13 protein-coding genes and 1 pseudogene are annotated in these 14,602 nt (G+C 68.1%); 12 read left to right on the top strand and 2 right to left on the bottom strand.

Annotated features, from left to right (window positions below):
* The first annotated feature begins 16 nt into the window (after positions 1 to 16).
* The 3 genes from panB (at position 17) to panD (ending at position 2,239) form a co-directional block, all read left to right on the top strand.
* On the top strand, positions 17 to 847 hold the full coding sequence (gene panB / locus UU7_RS05435; protein WP_007806147.1) for a 3-methyl-2-oxobutanoate hydroxymethyltransferase: 831 nt from the start codon (positions 17 to 19) through the stop codon (positions 845 to 847).
* A 49-nt stretch (positions 848 to 896) separates the two neighbouring features.
* On the top strand, positions 897 to 1,742 hold the full coding sequence (panC, locus tag UU7_RS05430) for a pantoate--beta-alanine ligase (RefSeq protein WP_007806144.1): 846 nt from the start codon (positions 897 to 899) through the stop codon (positions 1,740 to 1,742).
* 104 nt (positions 1,743 to 1,846) lie between these two features.
* On the top strand, positions 1,847 to 2,239 hold the full coding sequence (gene panD, locus UU7_RS05425; protein ID WP_007806142.1) for an aspartate 1-decarboxylase: 393 nt from the start codon (positions 1,847 to 1,849) through the stop codon (positions 2,237 to 2,239).
* Positions 2,240 to 2,440: 201 nt separating this feature from the next.
* Here the strand turns inward: panD and queG are convergent, their stop codons facing one another.
* Positions 2,441 to 3,535 (bottom strand): tRNA epoxyqueuosine(34) reductase QueG, encoded by a 1,095-nt coding sequence (gene queG / locus UU7_RS05420; protein ID WP_007806140.1) that lies wholly within the window; start codon positions 3,533 to 3,535, stop codon positions 2,441 to 2,443.
* A gap of 15 nt (positions 3,536 to 3,550) precedes the next feature.
* On the opposite strand from queG, the gene UU7_RS05415 reads away from it, so the two are divergent.
* The 6 genes from UU7_RS05415 to UU7_RS05390 all read left to right on the top strand — a co-directional run bounded on the left by UU7_RS05415 (position 3,551) and on the right by UU7_RS05390 (position 11,154).
* The gene (locus tag UU7_RS05415; RefSeq protein WP_007806138.1) at positions 3,551 to 5,050 is read left to right on the top strand and encodes a bifunctional ADP-dependent NAD(P)H-hydrate dehydratase/NAD(P)H-hydrate epimerase; all 1,500 of its coding nucleotides are present in this window, start codon (positions 3,551 to 3,553) and stop codon (positions 5,048 to 5,050) included.
* The gene (gene tsaE, locus UU7_RS05410) at positions 5,043 to 5,519 is read left to right on the top strand and encodes a tRNA (adenosine(37)-N6)-threonylcarbamoyltransferase complex ATPase subunit type 1 TsaE (protein WP_007806136.1); all 477 of its coding nucleotides are present in this window, start codon (positions 5,043 to 5,045) and stop codon (positions 5,517 to 5,519) included. Before UU7_RS05415 ends, tsaE begins: the two co-directional genes overlap by 8 nt.
* 167 nt (positions 5,520 to 5,686) lie before the next feature.
* On the top strand, positions 5,687 to 7,174 hold the full coding sequence (locus UU7_RS05405) for an N-acetylmuramoyl-L-alanine amidase (protein ID WP_007806134.1): 1,488 nt from the start codon (positions 5,687 to 5,689) through the stop codon (positions 7,172 to 7,174).
* A 333-nt stretch (positions 7,175 to 7,507) separates the two neighbouring features.
* Positions 7,508 to 9,319 carry a DNA mismatch repair endonuclease MutL gene (gene mutL, locus UU7_RS05400; RefSeq protein ID WP_007806132.1) on the top strand — a complete coding sequence of 604 codons (1,812 nt, stop codon included), beginning with the start codon at positions 7,508 to 7,510 and terminating at the stop codon, positions 9,317 to 9,319.
* A 34-nt stretch (positions 9,320 to 9,353) separates the two neighbouring features.
* The gene (locus tag UU7_RS05395; RefSeq protein ID WP_040672897.1) at positions 9,354 to 10,262 is read left to right on the top strand and encodes a DUF1684 domain-containing protein; all 909 of its coding nucleotides are present in this window, start codon (positions 9,354 to 9,356) and stop codon (positions 10,260 to 10,262) included.
* A complete protein-coding gene (locus UU7_RS05390; RefSeq protein ID WP_007806128.1) occupies positions 10,246 to 11,154 on the top strand; it encodes a DUF1684 domain-containing protein in 909 nt (302 codons plus the stop codon). The genes UU7_RS05395 and UU7_RS05390 overlap by 17 nt, the downstream gene beginning before the upstream one ends.
* Positions 11,155 to 11,183: 29 nt before the next feature.
* On the opposite strand, the gene UU7_RS05385 is transcribed toward UU7_RS05390, so the two are convergent.
* Complete coding sequence (locus tag UU7_RS05385) at positions 11,184 to 11,966, bottom strand: enoyl-CoA hydratase/isomerase family protein (RefSeq protein WP_007806125.1); 783 nt, start codon at positions 11,964 to 11,966, stop codon at positions 11,184 to 11,186.
* A gap of 159 nt (positions 11,967 to 12,125) precedes the next feature.
* Here UU7_RS05385 and bamJ point away from each other — a divergent pair, with 159 nt between their 5' ends.
* The 3 genes and pseudogenes from bamJ (at position 12,126) to UU7_RS05365 (ending at position 14,538) form a co-directional block, all read left to right on the top strand.
* Positions 12,126 to 12,854 carry a BamJ family beta-barrel-assembly machinery protein gene (bamJ, locus tag UU7_RS05380; RefSeq protein ID WP_007806123.1) on the top strand — a complete coding sequence of 243 codons (729 nt, stop codon included), beginning with the start codon at positions 12,126 to 12,128 and terminating at the stop codon, positions 12,852 to 12,854.
* Between the two features lie 27 nt (positions 12,855 to 12,881).
* Positions 12,882 to 13,687: pseudogene (locus tag UU7_RS05370) on the top strand (NUDIX hydrolase).
* Complete coding sequence (locus UU7_RS05365) at positions 13,684 to 14,538, top strand: sulfurtransferase (protein WP_007806122.1); 855 nt, start codon at positions 13,684 to 13,686, stop codon at positions 14,536 to 14,538. The pseudogene UU7_RS05370 and the gene UU7_RS05365 overlap by 4 nt, the downstream one beginning before the upstream one ends.
* The last annotated feature ends 64 nt before the right edge of the window (positions 14,539 to 14,602 follow it).

The following is a 14,602-nucleotide window of genomic DNA, read 5'->3' as shown; positions in this document are numbered from 1 at the left end:
TCCATCAGGAATTGCCGTGTACGTGCAGAACGCCAGTGTCCCCGACCGCAAGCCGGTGACCGTGCCAGGCCTGCTTGCGATGAAGGCCGAGGGTCGGCGCATCGTGATGCTCACCGCCTACGACGCCAGCTTCGCCTGGCAGCTGGAATCGGCCGGCATCGACATCGCCCTGGTCGGCGACTCGCTGGGCATGGTGGTGCAGGGCCATCGCAGCACCTTGCCGGTGACGCTCGATCACATGGTCTACCACACCGCCGCGGTGGCTCGCGGGCTGGCCGCCACGATGCTGGTGGCCGACCTGCCGTTCATGGCCGATCGCGACGTGGCGCATGCGCTGGAAGCAGGCGCGCGGCTGGTCGGCGAAGCGGGCGCGGCGATGGTCAAGATCGAAGGCGCCGCGCCGCACATCCTGGAGGCAATCGCGGCGCTGAGCGCACGGGCGATCCCGGTTTGTGCGCACCTGGGACTCACCCCGCAATCCGTGCACAAGTTCGGCGGCTTCCGCATCCAGGGACGCGAACAGGCCGCCGCCGACCGCGTGCTGGCCGAGGCGCTGGCGGTGCAGGCCGCCGGCGCGGACCTGCTGGTGATGGAGGGCGTGCCGGTGGAACTGGGGCGGCGGGTGACCGAGGCGCTTTCGATTCCGGTGATCGGCATCGGCGCCGGCCCGCATTGCGACGGCCAGGTGCTGGTGATCCACGACATGCTCGGCATCACCCCGGGCAAGCGACCGAAATTCAGCAAGGATTTCCTGGCCGGGCGCGATTCTGTCGCCGCGGCCATTGCCACCTACGCCGGGGACGTGCGCAGCGGCGTCTTCCCGGCGCCCGAACACTGTTTCAACTGACCTTCGTTTTCATTGAGCCCGTTTCAACCGGGCTGCGAGTCGACCGATCATGCAGACCGTACAAGACATCCCCGCGCTGCGGGCCGCGATCCGTGGCTGGCGCACGCAGGGCCAGACGGTGGGTTTCGTGCCGACCATGGGCAACCTGCACGCCGGTCACCAGTCGCTGATCAAGCTGGCGCGTGCGCGGACCGAGCGGGTCGTCGCCAGTGTCTTCGTCAACCCGACCCAGTTCGGTCCCAACGAGGATTTCGACCGTTATCCGCGCACCCTGGTGCAGGATCAGGCCGCGCTGGCCGAGAGCGAGTGCGACCTGCTGTTCGCACCGGAAGTCGCCACGATCTATCCGTTCGGCGCCGCGCACAGCGTCAGCGTGCGCGTGCCGCGGATCACCGACGAGCTGGAGGGTGCCCATCGGCCAGGCCACTTCGACGGCATGGCCACCGTGGTGTGCAAGCTGTTCAACCTGGTGCAGCCGGACGTGGCCGTATTCGGCCAGAAGGACTTCCAGCAGCTGAAGGTGGTCGAGCGGATGGTGCGCGACCTGGGCCTGCCGTTGAAGGTGATGGCGGCGCCGATCCTGCGTGCCGAAGATGGGCTGGCGCTCAGCTCGCGCAATCAGTACCTCAGCGCCGAGGAGCGTGCGCGTGCGCCCTTGATCCATGACACTCTGCAGAAAATGCGCGAACTGCTGGCCCAGGGACATCCGTGGCAGGCGATCGAGCAGACCGCCGCGGCGCGCCTGCAACGTGCGGGCTTCGTACCGGACTACGTGGTGATCCGTCGCGCCGAGGACCTGGCCGCACCGGCCGACGGCGAGTCTGGCGGGCTGATTGCACTGGTGGCCGCCCGGCTGGGCAGCACCCGCCTGATCGACAACTTGCTGTTCGACTGAGGTGACCGCATATCCGGGGTCGGGTGGCTGATGTTGCGATGCAGCGTCAGCAGTTCGATAATGTCCGACTTTGCAGGCTGACCCTGCCGGAAACAAAGATTCCCATGCACCTGAACATGCTCAAGGCCAAGATCCACCGTGCCACGGTGACCCACGCCGAACTGCACTACGAAGGCTCGATCGCGATCGACGGTCTGCTGCTGGACGCCTCGGGCATCCGCGAGTACGAGCAGATCCACGCCTGGAACGTCAACAGCGGGCAGCGCTTCGTCACCTATGCGCTGCGCGCCGAGGAAGGTTCCGGGATCATCTCGGTCAACGGCAGCGCCGCGCGCAGTGCCCAGGCTGGCGACATCATCATCATCGCCGCCTTCGTGCAGCTGAGCGAAGCCGAGCTGGAGAACTACCAGCCGACCTGCGTCTATGTCGCCGCCGGCCCGGGCAACCGCATCAGCCACACCAATCGTTCGATCCCGAAACAGATGGCCGACGCCTGAGAAGTTGTGAGTTTCAACTTCTCAGGCCGGTCAGGGCGAGGGCATGGATGCCCGAGTCGAGGCAACGCAGGAGCGGTTGCCCGATGGCCGGACATGAAGCAGTCACGCAAGTGACGGCTTCATGTGAGCAAGTCCGGACATGCGCCGGACTCGCGATAGAAGAAAATCACAGGCCGTGGTTTTCTTCACAGGCCCTGAGCGTCACCGGCGCTGCTTCGCCAGCGCCCAGGCCACGTGTTCACGCACCACCGGCGAGGGATCGTCGGCGCGTGCATTGAGTGACTCGATCGCGGCGGCCGACTGCGGCGCATTGCCCAGCGCCACCGCGATGTTGCGCAACCAGCCTTCGTAACCGGTGCGGCGGATCGCCATGCCTTCGGTGCGCTTGAGGAATTCGTCCTCGCTCCAGGCAAACAGCTCGACCAGCCTTGCGCCATCCAGACTGTGCCGCGGCGCGAAATCCGCCTCGGTGGTGGTCTGCGCGAACTTGTTCCAGGGACAGACCAGCTGGCAGTCATCGCAGCCGAAGATGCGGTTGCCCATCGGCGTGCGCAGTTCTTCGGGGATGCTGCCCTTGAGCTCGATCGTCAGGTAGGAGATGCAGCGCTTGGCGTCGAGCTGATACGGCCCGATGATCGCCTGGGTCGGGCAGACCTCGATGCAGCGCGTGCAACTGCCGCAGTGCGCGCTGGCCGGCTCGTCCACCGGCAGCGGCAGGTCGGTGTACAGCTCGCCCAGGAAGAAGTACGAGCCCGCGTTGCGGTTGATCAGCACCGTGTGCTTGCCGATCCAGCCCATGCCGGCATTGCGCGCCAGCGCCTTCTCCAGCACCGGCGCCGAGTCCACATAGGCGCGATAGCCGAAATCGCCGATGGCGCCGTGGATGCGCTCGGCCAGCTTCTGCAGGCGGCCGCGCATCAGCTTGTGGTAGTCGCGCCCCAGCGCGTAGCGGGAAACGTAACCGGCCTCGGCGTCCTTCAGCACGCCCCACGCGTTCGCGGTGCCCGGCGGGATGTAATCCATGCGCACCGAGATGACCCGCTGCGTACCCGGCTCCAGCTCGGCCGGACGGGCGCGCTTGGTGCCGTGCCGGGCCATGTATTCCATTTCGCCGTGGTGGCCGTGATCCAGCCAGCTCAGCAGATGCTTCTCGTCGTCGGCGAGCCGGGTGCCGCTGATGCCGGTGTCGGCGAAACCCAGTTCGCGCGCCCAGCATTTGATGTCGCGGGCGAGCGCGGCGTAGTCGGGGGAGCGGGTGTCGATGTCGGACATCCGGCTATTGTAGGTGCGCCGCATGCCTATAATTCGCGCATGTCCGTCCACCCGACCAGCCGCAACCTGCATACCGTCGACCAGTTGCGCGCGATCGAGCACGCGGCGCTGTCGGCGCTGGGCATTTCCGGGCCCGAACTGATGCGGCGGGCGGCCAGCGCCGCGCTGAGCAGCCTGCGAAGGCACTGGCCGCAGGTGCAGCACGTCTGCATCCACTGCGGCCCCGGCAACAACGGCGGCGATGGATTCCTGCTGGGGGTGCTGGCGCGCGAGGCGGGCCTGCAGGTCGACATGGTGGCGTTGACGGCCAGCTCGCATGGCGACGCGGCGGTGGCGCGCGCGGCATGGGAATCCGCGGACGGGCAGGTGCTGATCTGGAATGAACAGGCCGTGCTTCCCGAAGCGGAACTGCACGTGGATGCGCTGTACGGCATCGGCCTCAACCGCGCGCCCGGGGCGGCTCCGACACGCCTGATCGAGGCGATCAACCAGCGGGGTCGCCCGGTGCTGGCGCTGGATGTGCCCAGCGGGCTGGATGCCGATCGCGGCAGCTGTGCCGCTGCGGCGATTCGCGCCGATGTCACGGTGACCTTCATCGCCGGCAAGCGCGGCCTGCATACCGGGCGCGCCGCCGATCACGTCGGCGTGCTCGAACTGGCCACCCTTGGCGTGCCTGAAAGCGTCTGCACGGCGGCGGCGCCGGATGCCCGCCTGCTGGTCGCCGAGTCGCTGCCGCCACGGAACCGTTACGCCAACAAGGGCAACTACGGCCACGTGCTGGTGATCGGCGGCGACCATGGCATGGCCGGTGCGGTGCACCTGGCCGGGGAGTCGGCGCTGCGCGCCGGCGCCGGGCTGGTCAGCGTGGCGACGCGGGCGGCGCATGTGTTCGCGCTGAACGCGGCGCGACCGGAACTGATGGCGCAGGGTGTCGACGGCCCCCAGGCGCTGGCCGCGCAGCTGGACCGTGCCAGCGTGCTGGCGCTGGGCCCGGGGCTGGGCCAGGCGGCCTGGGGTCACGCCCTGTGGCTGACCGCGCTGGACGCGAACAGGCCGCTGGTGCTCGATGCCGATGGCCTGAACCTGCTGGCGCGCGAACCGCGTCGATTCACCGCGCCGACCGTGCTGACGCCGCATCCGGGCGAGGCCGGGCGTCTGCTGGGGGTCACCACCGGCGAGGTCGAACAGGATCGCTTTGCCGCGGCACGCGAAATCGCGCGGCGCTACCACGCCGTCGTGGTGCTCAAGGGTGCCGGCAGTCTGGTGGCCGATCCGGATGGACGTCTGGACGTCTGTCCGTGGGGCAACCCGGGCATGGCCAGCGGCGGCATGGGCGACCTGCTCACCGGCATCGTGGCGGCACTGCTGGCGCAAGGCTGCAGTGCGTGGCAGGCGGCCGGACTTGGCGCGGGCCTGCATGCCCGTGCCGGCGACCGGGCGGCGCGGCAGGGGGAGCGCGGCTTGCTGGCCAGCGACCTGCTGGCGCCATTGCGGGCACTGGGCAATGGCATGACGGGCTATGAACGTGACCATGATTGAACCGGCGGATGCGACGTCGACCTGGATGCTTGCCGACGAGGCGGCCACCGCGGCACTGGGCGCGCGCCTGGCGGCTGCGTTGGACGGCGGGCTGGTGATCTACCTGCACGGCCCGCTCGGTGCCGGCAAGACCAGTTTCGCCCGGGCCCTGCTGACGACGCTGGGTGTCGGTGAGCGGGTGAAGAGCCCCACCTACAGCCTCATCGAAGGCTATGCGGCAGGCGGACGGCCGGCGTGGCACCTCGACCTGTACCGGATCGCCGATCCGGGCGAACTGGAGTGGCTGGGTCTGGACGCGCTGGCCGACCCCGACGCCGTGGTGCTGGTGGAATGGCCCGAGCGCGGCAGCGGGGCTTTGCCCGCGGCGGATCTTGCGGTGACCCTGGACTACGCCGGGGCTGGTCGTCAGGCCTCGCTGCGCGCCCTTGGCGGACGTGGCGCAAGCCTGCTCGACAGGATCGCCAAGTAATTCTTTTCGCTGGGAAAACCTGATCCGGTTTTGGGGCCGGAGGGCTCGCGCCGAAAGCAGGAGTTGCATCCCATAGCTTGATCTCACCTGACAAATGCCGCGCAGGTCATGGATATTCAAGGGAAAAGATCTTGCAAAGCGCGTCACCCTGCGTTTCAATGCGGAGCATGAGGGCTTGCCTGAACAACCGGATCGGCTGGTGTGCCGTCGCGATCGCGACGCTGCTGCCCTTGGGCGCGGCCGGTGCCGCGCAATTGAAGGATGTCCGCGTCTGGGCCGGCCCGGCCTATACGCGGGTGGTGTTCGACGCGTCCGGCCCGCTGCAGTACAAGATCAGCCAGAATCATGGCCAGGTGCTGATCGAGCTGCCGGACAGCAATGCCGGCCGCGATTTTTCCGCCCCGACCGCGCAGGGCCTGTTCCACGGCATGACGCATTCCCGCCTCGGTACCGGCATGCAGCTGACCGCCAGGGTTGATCCGTCGAGCCGGCTGAAGAGCTTCCTGCTGAAGCCGAAGGATGAGGGCGACTATCGGCTGGTGCTGGATTTCTATCCGGCCGACAACGCCGCCGAGGTCGAACATGATGTCGCTGCCGACAGTGCCGCGCCGGCGCCGAAAGCCCCGGTGACTGCCGCTGCGGTCGCGAAGCCGGCCCCCATCGAGACCTACAGCAATCCCACGCACAGCCGCCGGGTCGCCGCCGAGCAGGCGGCCGCGATGCTCAACGGCCAGCGCCAGGTGGTGGTGGCGATCGACGCCGGTCATGGCGGCAAGGACCCCGGTTCGCACGGTCCGGGCGGAACGCTGGAAAAGAACGTCACCCTCGCGGTGGCGCGCGAGCTGGCCGCCGAGATCAATCGCCAGCCCGGCATGAAGGCCGTGCTGACGCGCGACAGCGACTTCTTCATTCCGCTGGCGCAGCGCTACAAGATCGCCCGCGAGCACAATGCCGACCTGTTCGTGTCGATCCACGCCGACGCGTTCACCAGCGGCGACGCCAAGGGCTCTTCGGTGTGGGTGCTGTCGCCGCGCGGCAAGACCAGCGAGGCTGCCCGCTGGCTGGCCGATCGCGAGAACCGCGCCGACCTGATCGGTGGCACTTCGCTGGACGACAAGGACGACAGCCTGGCCAAGGTGCTGCTGGACATGCAGCAGGGCTGGGCGATACAGGCCAGCGACATGATCGCCGGCAATGTGCTCCAGGCGCTGGGGCGTCTGGGGCCGACCCATCGCGGCTATGTCGAGCGCGCGAATTTCGTGGTGCTGCGTTCGCCCGACGTGCCGTCGATCCTGGTCGAGACGGCCTTCATCAGCAATCCGGCCGAAGAGCGCAAGCTGCGCGATCCGGCACACCAGAAGAGGCTCGCCGAAGCCGTCATGGGCGGCGTGAAGAATTATTTCGAATCGACCCCGCCGCCGGGCACCTGGTTTGCTGCCGAGGCGGCGCGACGCAACGGCGTGCAGCTGGCGTCCGGCGCCAGCCAGTCGTCCGGCAAGGCGTCCGGGCGCGACGTGCACAAGGTCGGGCGTGGCGAAAGTCTCAGCAGCATCGCGCGCCAGTACGGCGTCAGCGTCGGTGCGCTGAAGAACGCGAATCAGATCAGCAGCAATACGGTGCGCGCCGGCACCACGCTGACCATTCCCGCCGGCTGACGTGCCCCGCGGCATTGCGGTTGTTCGCTGTCAAGGCAACGCTGATCAAGTATCGCCGCCGTCATGATGACTGGAAGGCTCGCAGGTGATGTTGCGTGGCGCTGGCAAGACTGGCCGTCTTGCCAAGATGCGCGGCATCGGCTGCGGGCCTTCCAGTCATCACCTCATCATTTCAAATTCAAGAAGTTGAGGCCCACTCTCTCTGTCCGCATACCTTCGGTCCGTCGTCTCGACAGACGGCCAGTCTGCCTTCGCCGACGGCCCTGTGGTCTGCGAACAGAGAGGGTGGGTGACGGTGGTGATACTTGATCAGCGTTGCCTTAAAGTTGGCGGATGACCGTCATCCGCCTGCTTCCCCCCGAACTCATCAACCAGATCGCCGCCGGCGAAGTCATCGAGCGGCCTTCCTCGGTGGTCAAGGAACTGGTCGAGAACAGCCTCGACGCCGGGGCCACGCGCATCGAGGTGGATATCGAGGCCGGCGGCGCCCGACTGATCCGGGTGCGCGATGACGGCGGCGGCATCCATGTTGACGAGCTGCCGCTGGCGGTAGCCTCGCACGCGACCAGCAAGATCGGCAGCTTCGACGACCTGGAGCATGTCGCCAGCATGGGTTTCCGGGGCGAGGCGCTGGCCTCGGTATCGTCGGTGTCGCGTTTCGCGCTGACTTCGCGCGTGCGCGACCAGGACGCCGCGTTCCGCATCGAGGTCGACGGCGGCAAGCTGCAGGCGGCGCGCCCGGCGCAGCATCCTTCCGGCACCAGCGTCGAGGTGCGCGACCTGTTCTACAACGTGCCGGCGCGACGGAAATTCATGCGTGCCGAACGCACCGAGTTCGCGCATGTCGACGACTTGCTGAAGTCGCTGGCGCTGGCCCGCGGCTCGGTGGAATTCCGGCTCAGCCACAACGGCAAGCCGGTGCGCATCTGGAAGGCCGCCCGCGATCAGCAGGCGCAATTGCAACGGGTGGCCGAGGTGCTTGGCGATGAATTTCCGGCGCAAAGCCTGCGTATCGACCACGCGGCGGCGGGCCTGCACCTGTCCGGCTGGGTCGGCCTGCCGACCGCGTCGCGGGCGCAGGCCGACTCGCAGTATTTCTACGTGAACGGCCGGCTGGTGCGCGACCGCATCGTGGCCCATGCGGTGCGCCAGGCATATGCCGACGTGCTGTTCCACGGCCGCCATGCGGTGTTCGTGCTGTATCTGGAGCTGGACCCGGCCGGCGTCGACGTGAACGTGCACCCGGCCAAGCACGAGGTGCGCTTCCGCGAGCAGCGGCTGGTGCATGACTTCCTGTTTCGCACCCTGCACGAGGCGTTGGCGCAGACGCGGGCGGGGCTGGGCACGCTGCCGGTGACGGAAGCTGTTCCGATGCCGGCCCAGGCCCATCCGGCGCCGGTGGCCGCCGCGTATCCGTCAGCGTGGCCCAGTGCGTCCAGCCAGAGTCGGCTGGGCCTGGGCACGCGTGAGGAACCACTGGCCGACTATGCCGCGTTGCTGGGCCAGCCTTCGTTCGTGCCTGCGGCTGCGGCGCCGCTGCCGGAGTCGGCCGAAGGCGAGGCGCCGCCGCTGGGTTTCGCCATCGCGCAACTGAAAAGCATCTTCGTGCTGGCCGAGAACGCGCACGGGCTGGTGCTGGTCGACATGCACGCGGCGCACGAGCGGATCACCTACGAGAAGCTGAAGTCCGGCCGCGTCGGCAGCAACCTGCGCTCGCAGATGCTGCTGGTGCCGTTGAGCTTGGCAGTCAGCGCCAGAGAGGCCGCCGCCGCCGAGGAACACGCCGAGGCGCTGGCCGACTGGGGCCTGGAACTTTCGCGCAGCGGCCCGGCCACGATCGTGGTGCGGCGCATCCCGGCGCTGCTGGAAGGTGCCGACGTGGCCCAGCTCAGCCGTGACGTGTTGTCCGAACTGGCCCAGCACGGCTGCTCGCGTCGGCTGCAGGAACTGGAAAACGAACTGCTGTCCACCATGGCCTGCCACGGCTCGGTCCGTGCCGGCCGGCGCCTGACCCTGCCCGAGATGAATGCCTTGCTGCGCGAAATGGAGGCGACCGAGCGTTCCGGACAATGCAATCATGGGCGTCCGACCTGGGTGCAACTGAGCCTGCCCGAGCTGGACCGGTTGTTCATGCGCGGTCGCTGACGCGCCGTCGAGAAATGTTTCACTGGAGAAACCGATGCTCCGTAACAGCCTTTTTGTTGCCGCCGCCATTCTGGGAGTCGCTACCGTGCACGCCACCGACATCGATAACTACACGCAGGGCATCGAACAGTGGCATGCCGGCCGTGTGGGACGGCTTACCGCCGCGGACGGCTGGCTCAGCCTGATCGGGCTGGAGTGGCTGCAGCCGGGCGCCAACCGGGTCGGCAGCGCCGCCGACAACGACATCGTGCTGACCGCCGGGCCGGCCCATCTCGGTGTGGTCACGCTGGCGACCGATGGCAGCATGCGAATCGCGCTGGACCAGGACAGCCACGCCACGATCGACGGCAAGGCCGTCAGCGAAGCGGTGCTGGTGGATGATGCGCACGCCACCGCAGAGGCGGCGCCGACGAAGGTGGCGTTCGGCACGGTGAGCTTCTACGTGATCGATCGCGACGGCCGCAAGGGCCTGCGAGTGAAGGACAGCGAAGCGCCCTCGCGCAAGCACTTCCTCGGCATCGACTCGTTCCCGATCGATCCCTCCTGGCGGATCGAGGCGACCTGGGTGCCGGCGCAGCCGGGCGAGACGCTGGAGATGGGCTCGGTGATCGGCACCATCGACAAGTACCCGGTGCCGGGCAAGCTGGAGTTCACCCGCGACGGCAAGCATTTCGAGTTGCTGCCGGTGATCGAGGAACCGGGCGACGCGCAGTATTTCATCGTCTTCGCCGACCGTACCAGCGGCAAGGAAACCTACGGCGCGGCGCGATTCCTGTACATCGACCCGCCGAAGGACGGCAAAGTCGTGCTGGACTTCAACAAGGCCTACAACCCGCCGTGCGCGTTCACCGGTTTCGCCACCTGTCCGCTGGCGCCGCCGGAGAACCGGCTGGATCTGCGCGTGACCGCGGGCGAGAAGAATTATCGTGGCTCGCATCACTGAAAGGAGCGCGCTGGTCGCGCTGGGCCTGTGGCTGGCATTCTCCGCGCCGGCGGCCACGCCGGCTGATTACGTCGCCTCGGTGCAACGCGCGCGCAGCGAGCGGGTCGAGCAACTCAGGCAGATGGACGGCTATCTGGCGTTGACTGCGTCGGGTTGGCTGGAGCCCGGATCGAACAGCGTGGGCAGTGCGCCGGACAACCACTTCCCCGTCTCCGGTGCCCCTGCGCACCTGGGCGTGCTGGAGCTGGCGACGGACGGGCAGGTCAGGCTGCATCTGGCGGATACCCGCGGCATCACCGTCGACGGCGCACCGGCGGCGATCGACAACATCTTGCGCACGCAAGGTTCCGACGGCAAGCAGCGACCGACCCGGGTGGGTTTCGGCAGCAGCTATCTCTACGTGATCGAGAACGGCGCGCAGCGCGGCTTGCGGGTGAAGGACAACAACGCGCCGCTGCGCACGCACTTCCCGGGCTTCGACTATTTCCCGATCGATCCGTCCTGGCGGATCGAGGCAGACTGGGTGCCGTTCAAGCCGTCGCACACGTTGAAGATGGCCTACGTCACCGGCACCGTGAGCGATACGCCGATCGCCGGCAAGGCGGTATTCCGGCGTGACGGCCGCAGCTACGAGCTGCTGCCGATCGAAGAGGACGGCCGGCTGTTCTTCGTCTTCAGCGACCGCACGGCGGGGAAGCTGACCTATGGCGGCGCCCGCTTCCTGTACGCGGCCGCGCCGAAGAACGGCAAGCTCGTGCTGGATTTCAACCTGGCCGAGAACCCGCCGTGCGCGGTCACGCCGCACGTGGTCTGCCCGCTGGCGCCGCCGGAGAATCGCCTGAAGCTGGCGGTGACCGCGGGCGAGAAGAAGTTCGACGAAGCCGGAAAGTAGGGCAGGCAGCGCCTGCCCTGCGTGGGGGCTCAGCGCCCCTTGAACTCCGCCTTGCGCTTTTCCAGGAACGCACCGGTGCCTTCGCGCATGTCCTCGGTGGAAAACGCCAGCGCGAAGCCCTGGGTTTCGAATTCCAGGCCCTGGTCGATGGCGGTTTCGCCACCTTGCAGCACCGCGTCGAGGATGCCGGCCGCGGCCAACGGCGCGGCAGCAGCCAGCTGATCGGCCAGCCCGTCGACCGCCTCGTCCAGCGCCTCGGGCGCGACCACGCGGGTGACGATGCCCAGCTCGAACGCGCGCTGCGCGTTGATCACCGCGCCGGTCAGGCACAGTTCCAGCGCGGCGCCGCGGCCGGCCAGGCGCAGCAGGCGCTGGGTGCCGCCGAAGCCGGGGATCAGACCGAGGTTGATTTCCGGCTGGCCGAATTTCGCCTTCTCGCTGGCCACACGCAGGTGGCAGGCCATCGCCAGCTCCATGCCGCCGCCCAGTGCGAAGCCCTGGATACGGGCGATGACCGGCTTGCCCAGCCGCTCGATCGAGCTCATCAGGTGCTGGCCGGTACGCGAGAAGCCCTGGGCCTGCACCGGCGTATAGCCGTTCATCTCGGCGATGTCGGCGCCGGCGACGAAGGCCTTCTCGCCCGCGCCGGTCAGCACCACGACGCGCACGGCGTCGTCCTGGCCGGCCTGCGCGAAGGCGAGGGTCAGTTCGTTCAAGGTGTCGCGGTTCAATGCGTTGAGCTTGTCCGGACGGTTGACGACGATGGTGCGCACGGCACCGCGGTTGCCGATTTCGAGATTGCGATAGGCCATGGCTGGCTCCTAACAGTGGCAAGCCGCCGATGGTAGCAGCGGGAACCTTTGCCGCCGCCGGGTTTCTCAAGCCACGGGCGCGATCCGCTGCACGGGCCGCGCGAACCGCTTAGGATGTTTGCTCGGGATCAAGGCTCGCACCGGCGAGAGGAAGGATCGGTGGAACAAGGCATCACACATCTGCGTTGCGCCGCGTTCGGCCTGCTGCTGGTTGCCGGCGCGGCCTGCGCCCAGAGCGCTGCTCCGGCACCGGCGCGAACGGACAAGGCCAGCCTGTCGTACGCGATCGGTTACCAGATCGGCAGCCAGTTCGCCGACGGCAAGCCCGATGTGGAGATCCCGGTGCTGGTGAAGGCGATCGAGGATGCCTACGCCAGGCGGCGGCCCGGCGTGTCGATGCAGGAGATGCACCAGCAGCTGCAGCGCCTCGACCAGCAGATGCACGCCGAGGCACTGAGCGAGTTCAAGCGGATCGCCGCGGCGAATGCACGCAAGAGCGCCGCCTACCTGGCCAGCAACCGGCAGCAGCCCGGCGTGGTGCAGTTGCCGTCGGGCATCCAGTACCGGGTGTTGAGCAAGGGTGACGGCAAGGTCAGTCCCACCGTGACCAGCCTGGTCACGGTGAACTATCGCGGCATGCTGATCGATGGCACCGAGTTCGACAGCACCTGGGCACATGGGGCGCCGGTCAGTTTCAGCGTCGACAAGGTGATTCCCGGCTGGCAGGACGTGATTCCCCGCATGCATACCGGCGACCGCTGGAAGGTGGTGATTCCGCCGCGGCTGGCCTACGGCGAGGCGGGCGCGCTGCCGCGCATCGGTCCGAACGAGGCACTCGTTTTCGAGATCGAACTGCTGGCGATCAAGTCCGATCCGGCCCGGCCGTGACCCCTGCGGTGATAACATCCCGGGGTCATGTCGAACGATCCCGCCCGCGCTGAAGATGCCGCCCCCGATGCCCCGCTGACGCCCTGCATCGGCACCTGCCGGCTGGACCCGCGGGGCTACTGCATCGGTTGCCAGCGCAGCGGCGAGGAGATCGGCCGCTGGCGCATGATGAGCCAGGCCGAACGCCGGTACGTGATGCAGCAGGTCCTGCCATTGCGCCGGCAACCATGATCGACGACCGCATCGATGGCCTGATCGACGCCTTGCTGCCATTGTCGTCGCCGCCGACCGGCCCGGGCTGGAACCATGCGGACATGACGCAGCTGCTGGGCACCACCGAGCGCCGGCCGGCGGCCGTGCTGGTGGGCTTTCGCGAAGGCGTGCAGCCACGGCTGGTGCTCACCGTGCGCAACGACAACCTGCAGGCACACGCCGGCCAGGTGGCCTTTCCCGGTGGCGGCACCGATCCCGCCGACGACGACGCACTGGCCACCGCGCTGCGCGAGAGCGAAGAGGAGATCGGGCTGGATCGCCAGTTGGTGAAGCCGCTGGGCTACCTCGACCGTTTCGAGACCATCAGCGGCTTCTGCATCACCCCGGTGGTGGCCAGCATCGACGTCGGTGCGCAGCTGTATCCGGCGCCCGATGAAGTCTCCGAAGTCTTCGAAGTGCCGCTGGCGTTCCTGCTGGAGCCGGCCAACCTGCGCCGCTACACGATGGAGTTCCGCGGCCAGACCCGGCCGATGGTGGAATTCGTCCACGGCGGTCATCGCATCTGGGGCGCCACCGCCTCGATGCTCCACAACCTGCTGCAGAGGATGGGACGGACATGACGCTGAAGACCACCCTGATCGATGTCGATGCACTGGCCGCGCTGTCGTCCGACGAGGTGCTGGTCGTCGACTGCCGCGTCGACCTGGCCGACCGCACGCAAGGCGAGCGCACCTATCTGGCCGGCCACATTCCCGGCGCGGTGTTCGCCGATCTGGAACGCGATCTATCCGACATGTCGCGCGTGCCCGAGGGACTGGGCCGGCATCCCCTGCCGTCGACGTCGGCCTTCAACGCCGTGCTCGGTCGCTGGGGCTGGAAGCCGGGCTTGCAGGTGGTCTGCTATGACGCTGGCCCGGGCGCGCTGGCGGCAGCCCGTCTGTGGTGGCTGCTGCGACTGGCCGGCGTGCACAACGTGGCGGTGCTCGATGGCGGCATCGCCGCATGGCAGGCCGCTGGCCTGCCACTGGAAACGGACGTCCATCCGCGTGCGACGACCGAGGTGGCGTTGCCCCGCGACGCGAGCCAGGTGATCGTCGACCACGTGGCCCTGCATGCCGCGCCGGCGCCGCTGCTGATCGATGCCCGTGCCGGCGCCCGCTATCGCGGCGAGGTCGAGCCGCTGGATCGCGCCGCCGGCCACGTGCCCGGCGCCCGCAACCGCCCGTACGTCGACAACCTGCAGGCCGACGGCCGTTTCAAGTCGCCGGCGCAGCTGCGCCAGGAATTCGCGGCGGTGCTGGGCGACGCCACGCCCGACCAGGTCGTGCACATGTGCGGCTCCGGCGTCACCGCCTGCTACAACCTGCTGGCGATGGAACATGCCGGCCTGCACGGCTCGCGGCTGTACGCGCCGTCATGGAGCGGCTGGGTCAGCGACCCGTCGCGGCCGGTGGCCAAGGGCGAGGAGTGAGTGAAGAGGAGTGAGAAGCGAGATAGAGCTATCGACTCCCACTTTCTCTTCTCACTCCTCGCCA

This window comes from Rhodanobacter spathiphylli B39, from assembly GCF_000264295.1.
Lineage (GTDB): Bacteria > Pseudomonadota > Gammaproteobacteria > Xanthomonadales > Rhodanobacteraceae > Rhodanobacter > Rhodanobacter spathiphylli.
Note: the sequence above shows the minus strand (reverse complement) of the source record. Positions and strands in the feature narration are given on the sequence as shown.

Excerpts from the sequence above, each read along its gene's own strand:
- queG (WP_007806140.1), bottom strand. The coding sequence starts at position 3,535 with ATGCGGCGCACCTACAATAGCCGGATGTCCGACATCGACACCCGCTCC.
- tsaE (WP_007806136.1), top strand. The coding sequence starts at position 5,043 with ATGATTGAACCGGCGGATGCGACGTCGACCTGGATGCTTGCCGACGAG.
- panC (WP_007806144.1), top strand. The coding sequence starts at position 897 with ATGCAGACCGTACAAGACATCCCCGCGCTGCGGGCCGCGATCCGTGGC.
- UU7_RS05395 (WP_040672897.1), top strand. The coding sequence starts at position 9,354 with ATGCTCCGTAACAGCCTTTTTGTTGCCGCCGCCATTCTGGGAGTCGCT.
- mutL (WP_007806132.1), top strand. The coding sequence starts at position 7,508 with ATGACCGTCATCCGCCTGCTTCCCCCCGAACTCATCAACCAGATCGCC.
- panD (WP_007806142.1), top strand. The coding sequence starts at position 1,847 with ATGCACCTGAACATGCTCAAGGCCAAGATCCACCGTGCCACGGTGACC.
- UU7_RS05385 (WP_007806125.1), bottom strand. The coding sequence starts at position 11,966 with ATGGCCTATCGCAATCTCGAAATCGGCAACCGCGGTGCCGTGCGCACC.
- UU7_RS05405 (WP_007806134.1), top strand. The coding sequence starts at position 5,687 with ATGAGGGCTTGCCTGAACAACCGGATCGGCTGGTGTGCCGTCGCGATC.
- UU7_RS05415 (WP_007806138.1), top strand. The coding sequence starts at position 3,551 with ATGTCCGTCCACCCGACCAGCCGCAACCTGCATACCGTCGACCAGTTG.
- UU7_RS05365 (WP_007806122.1), top strand. The coding sequence starts at position 13,684 with ATGACGCTGAAGACCACCCTGATCGATGTCGATGCACTGGCCGCGCTG.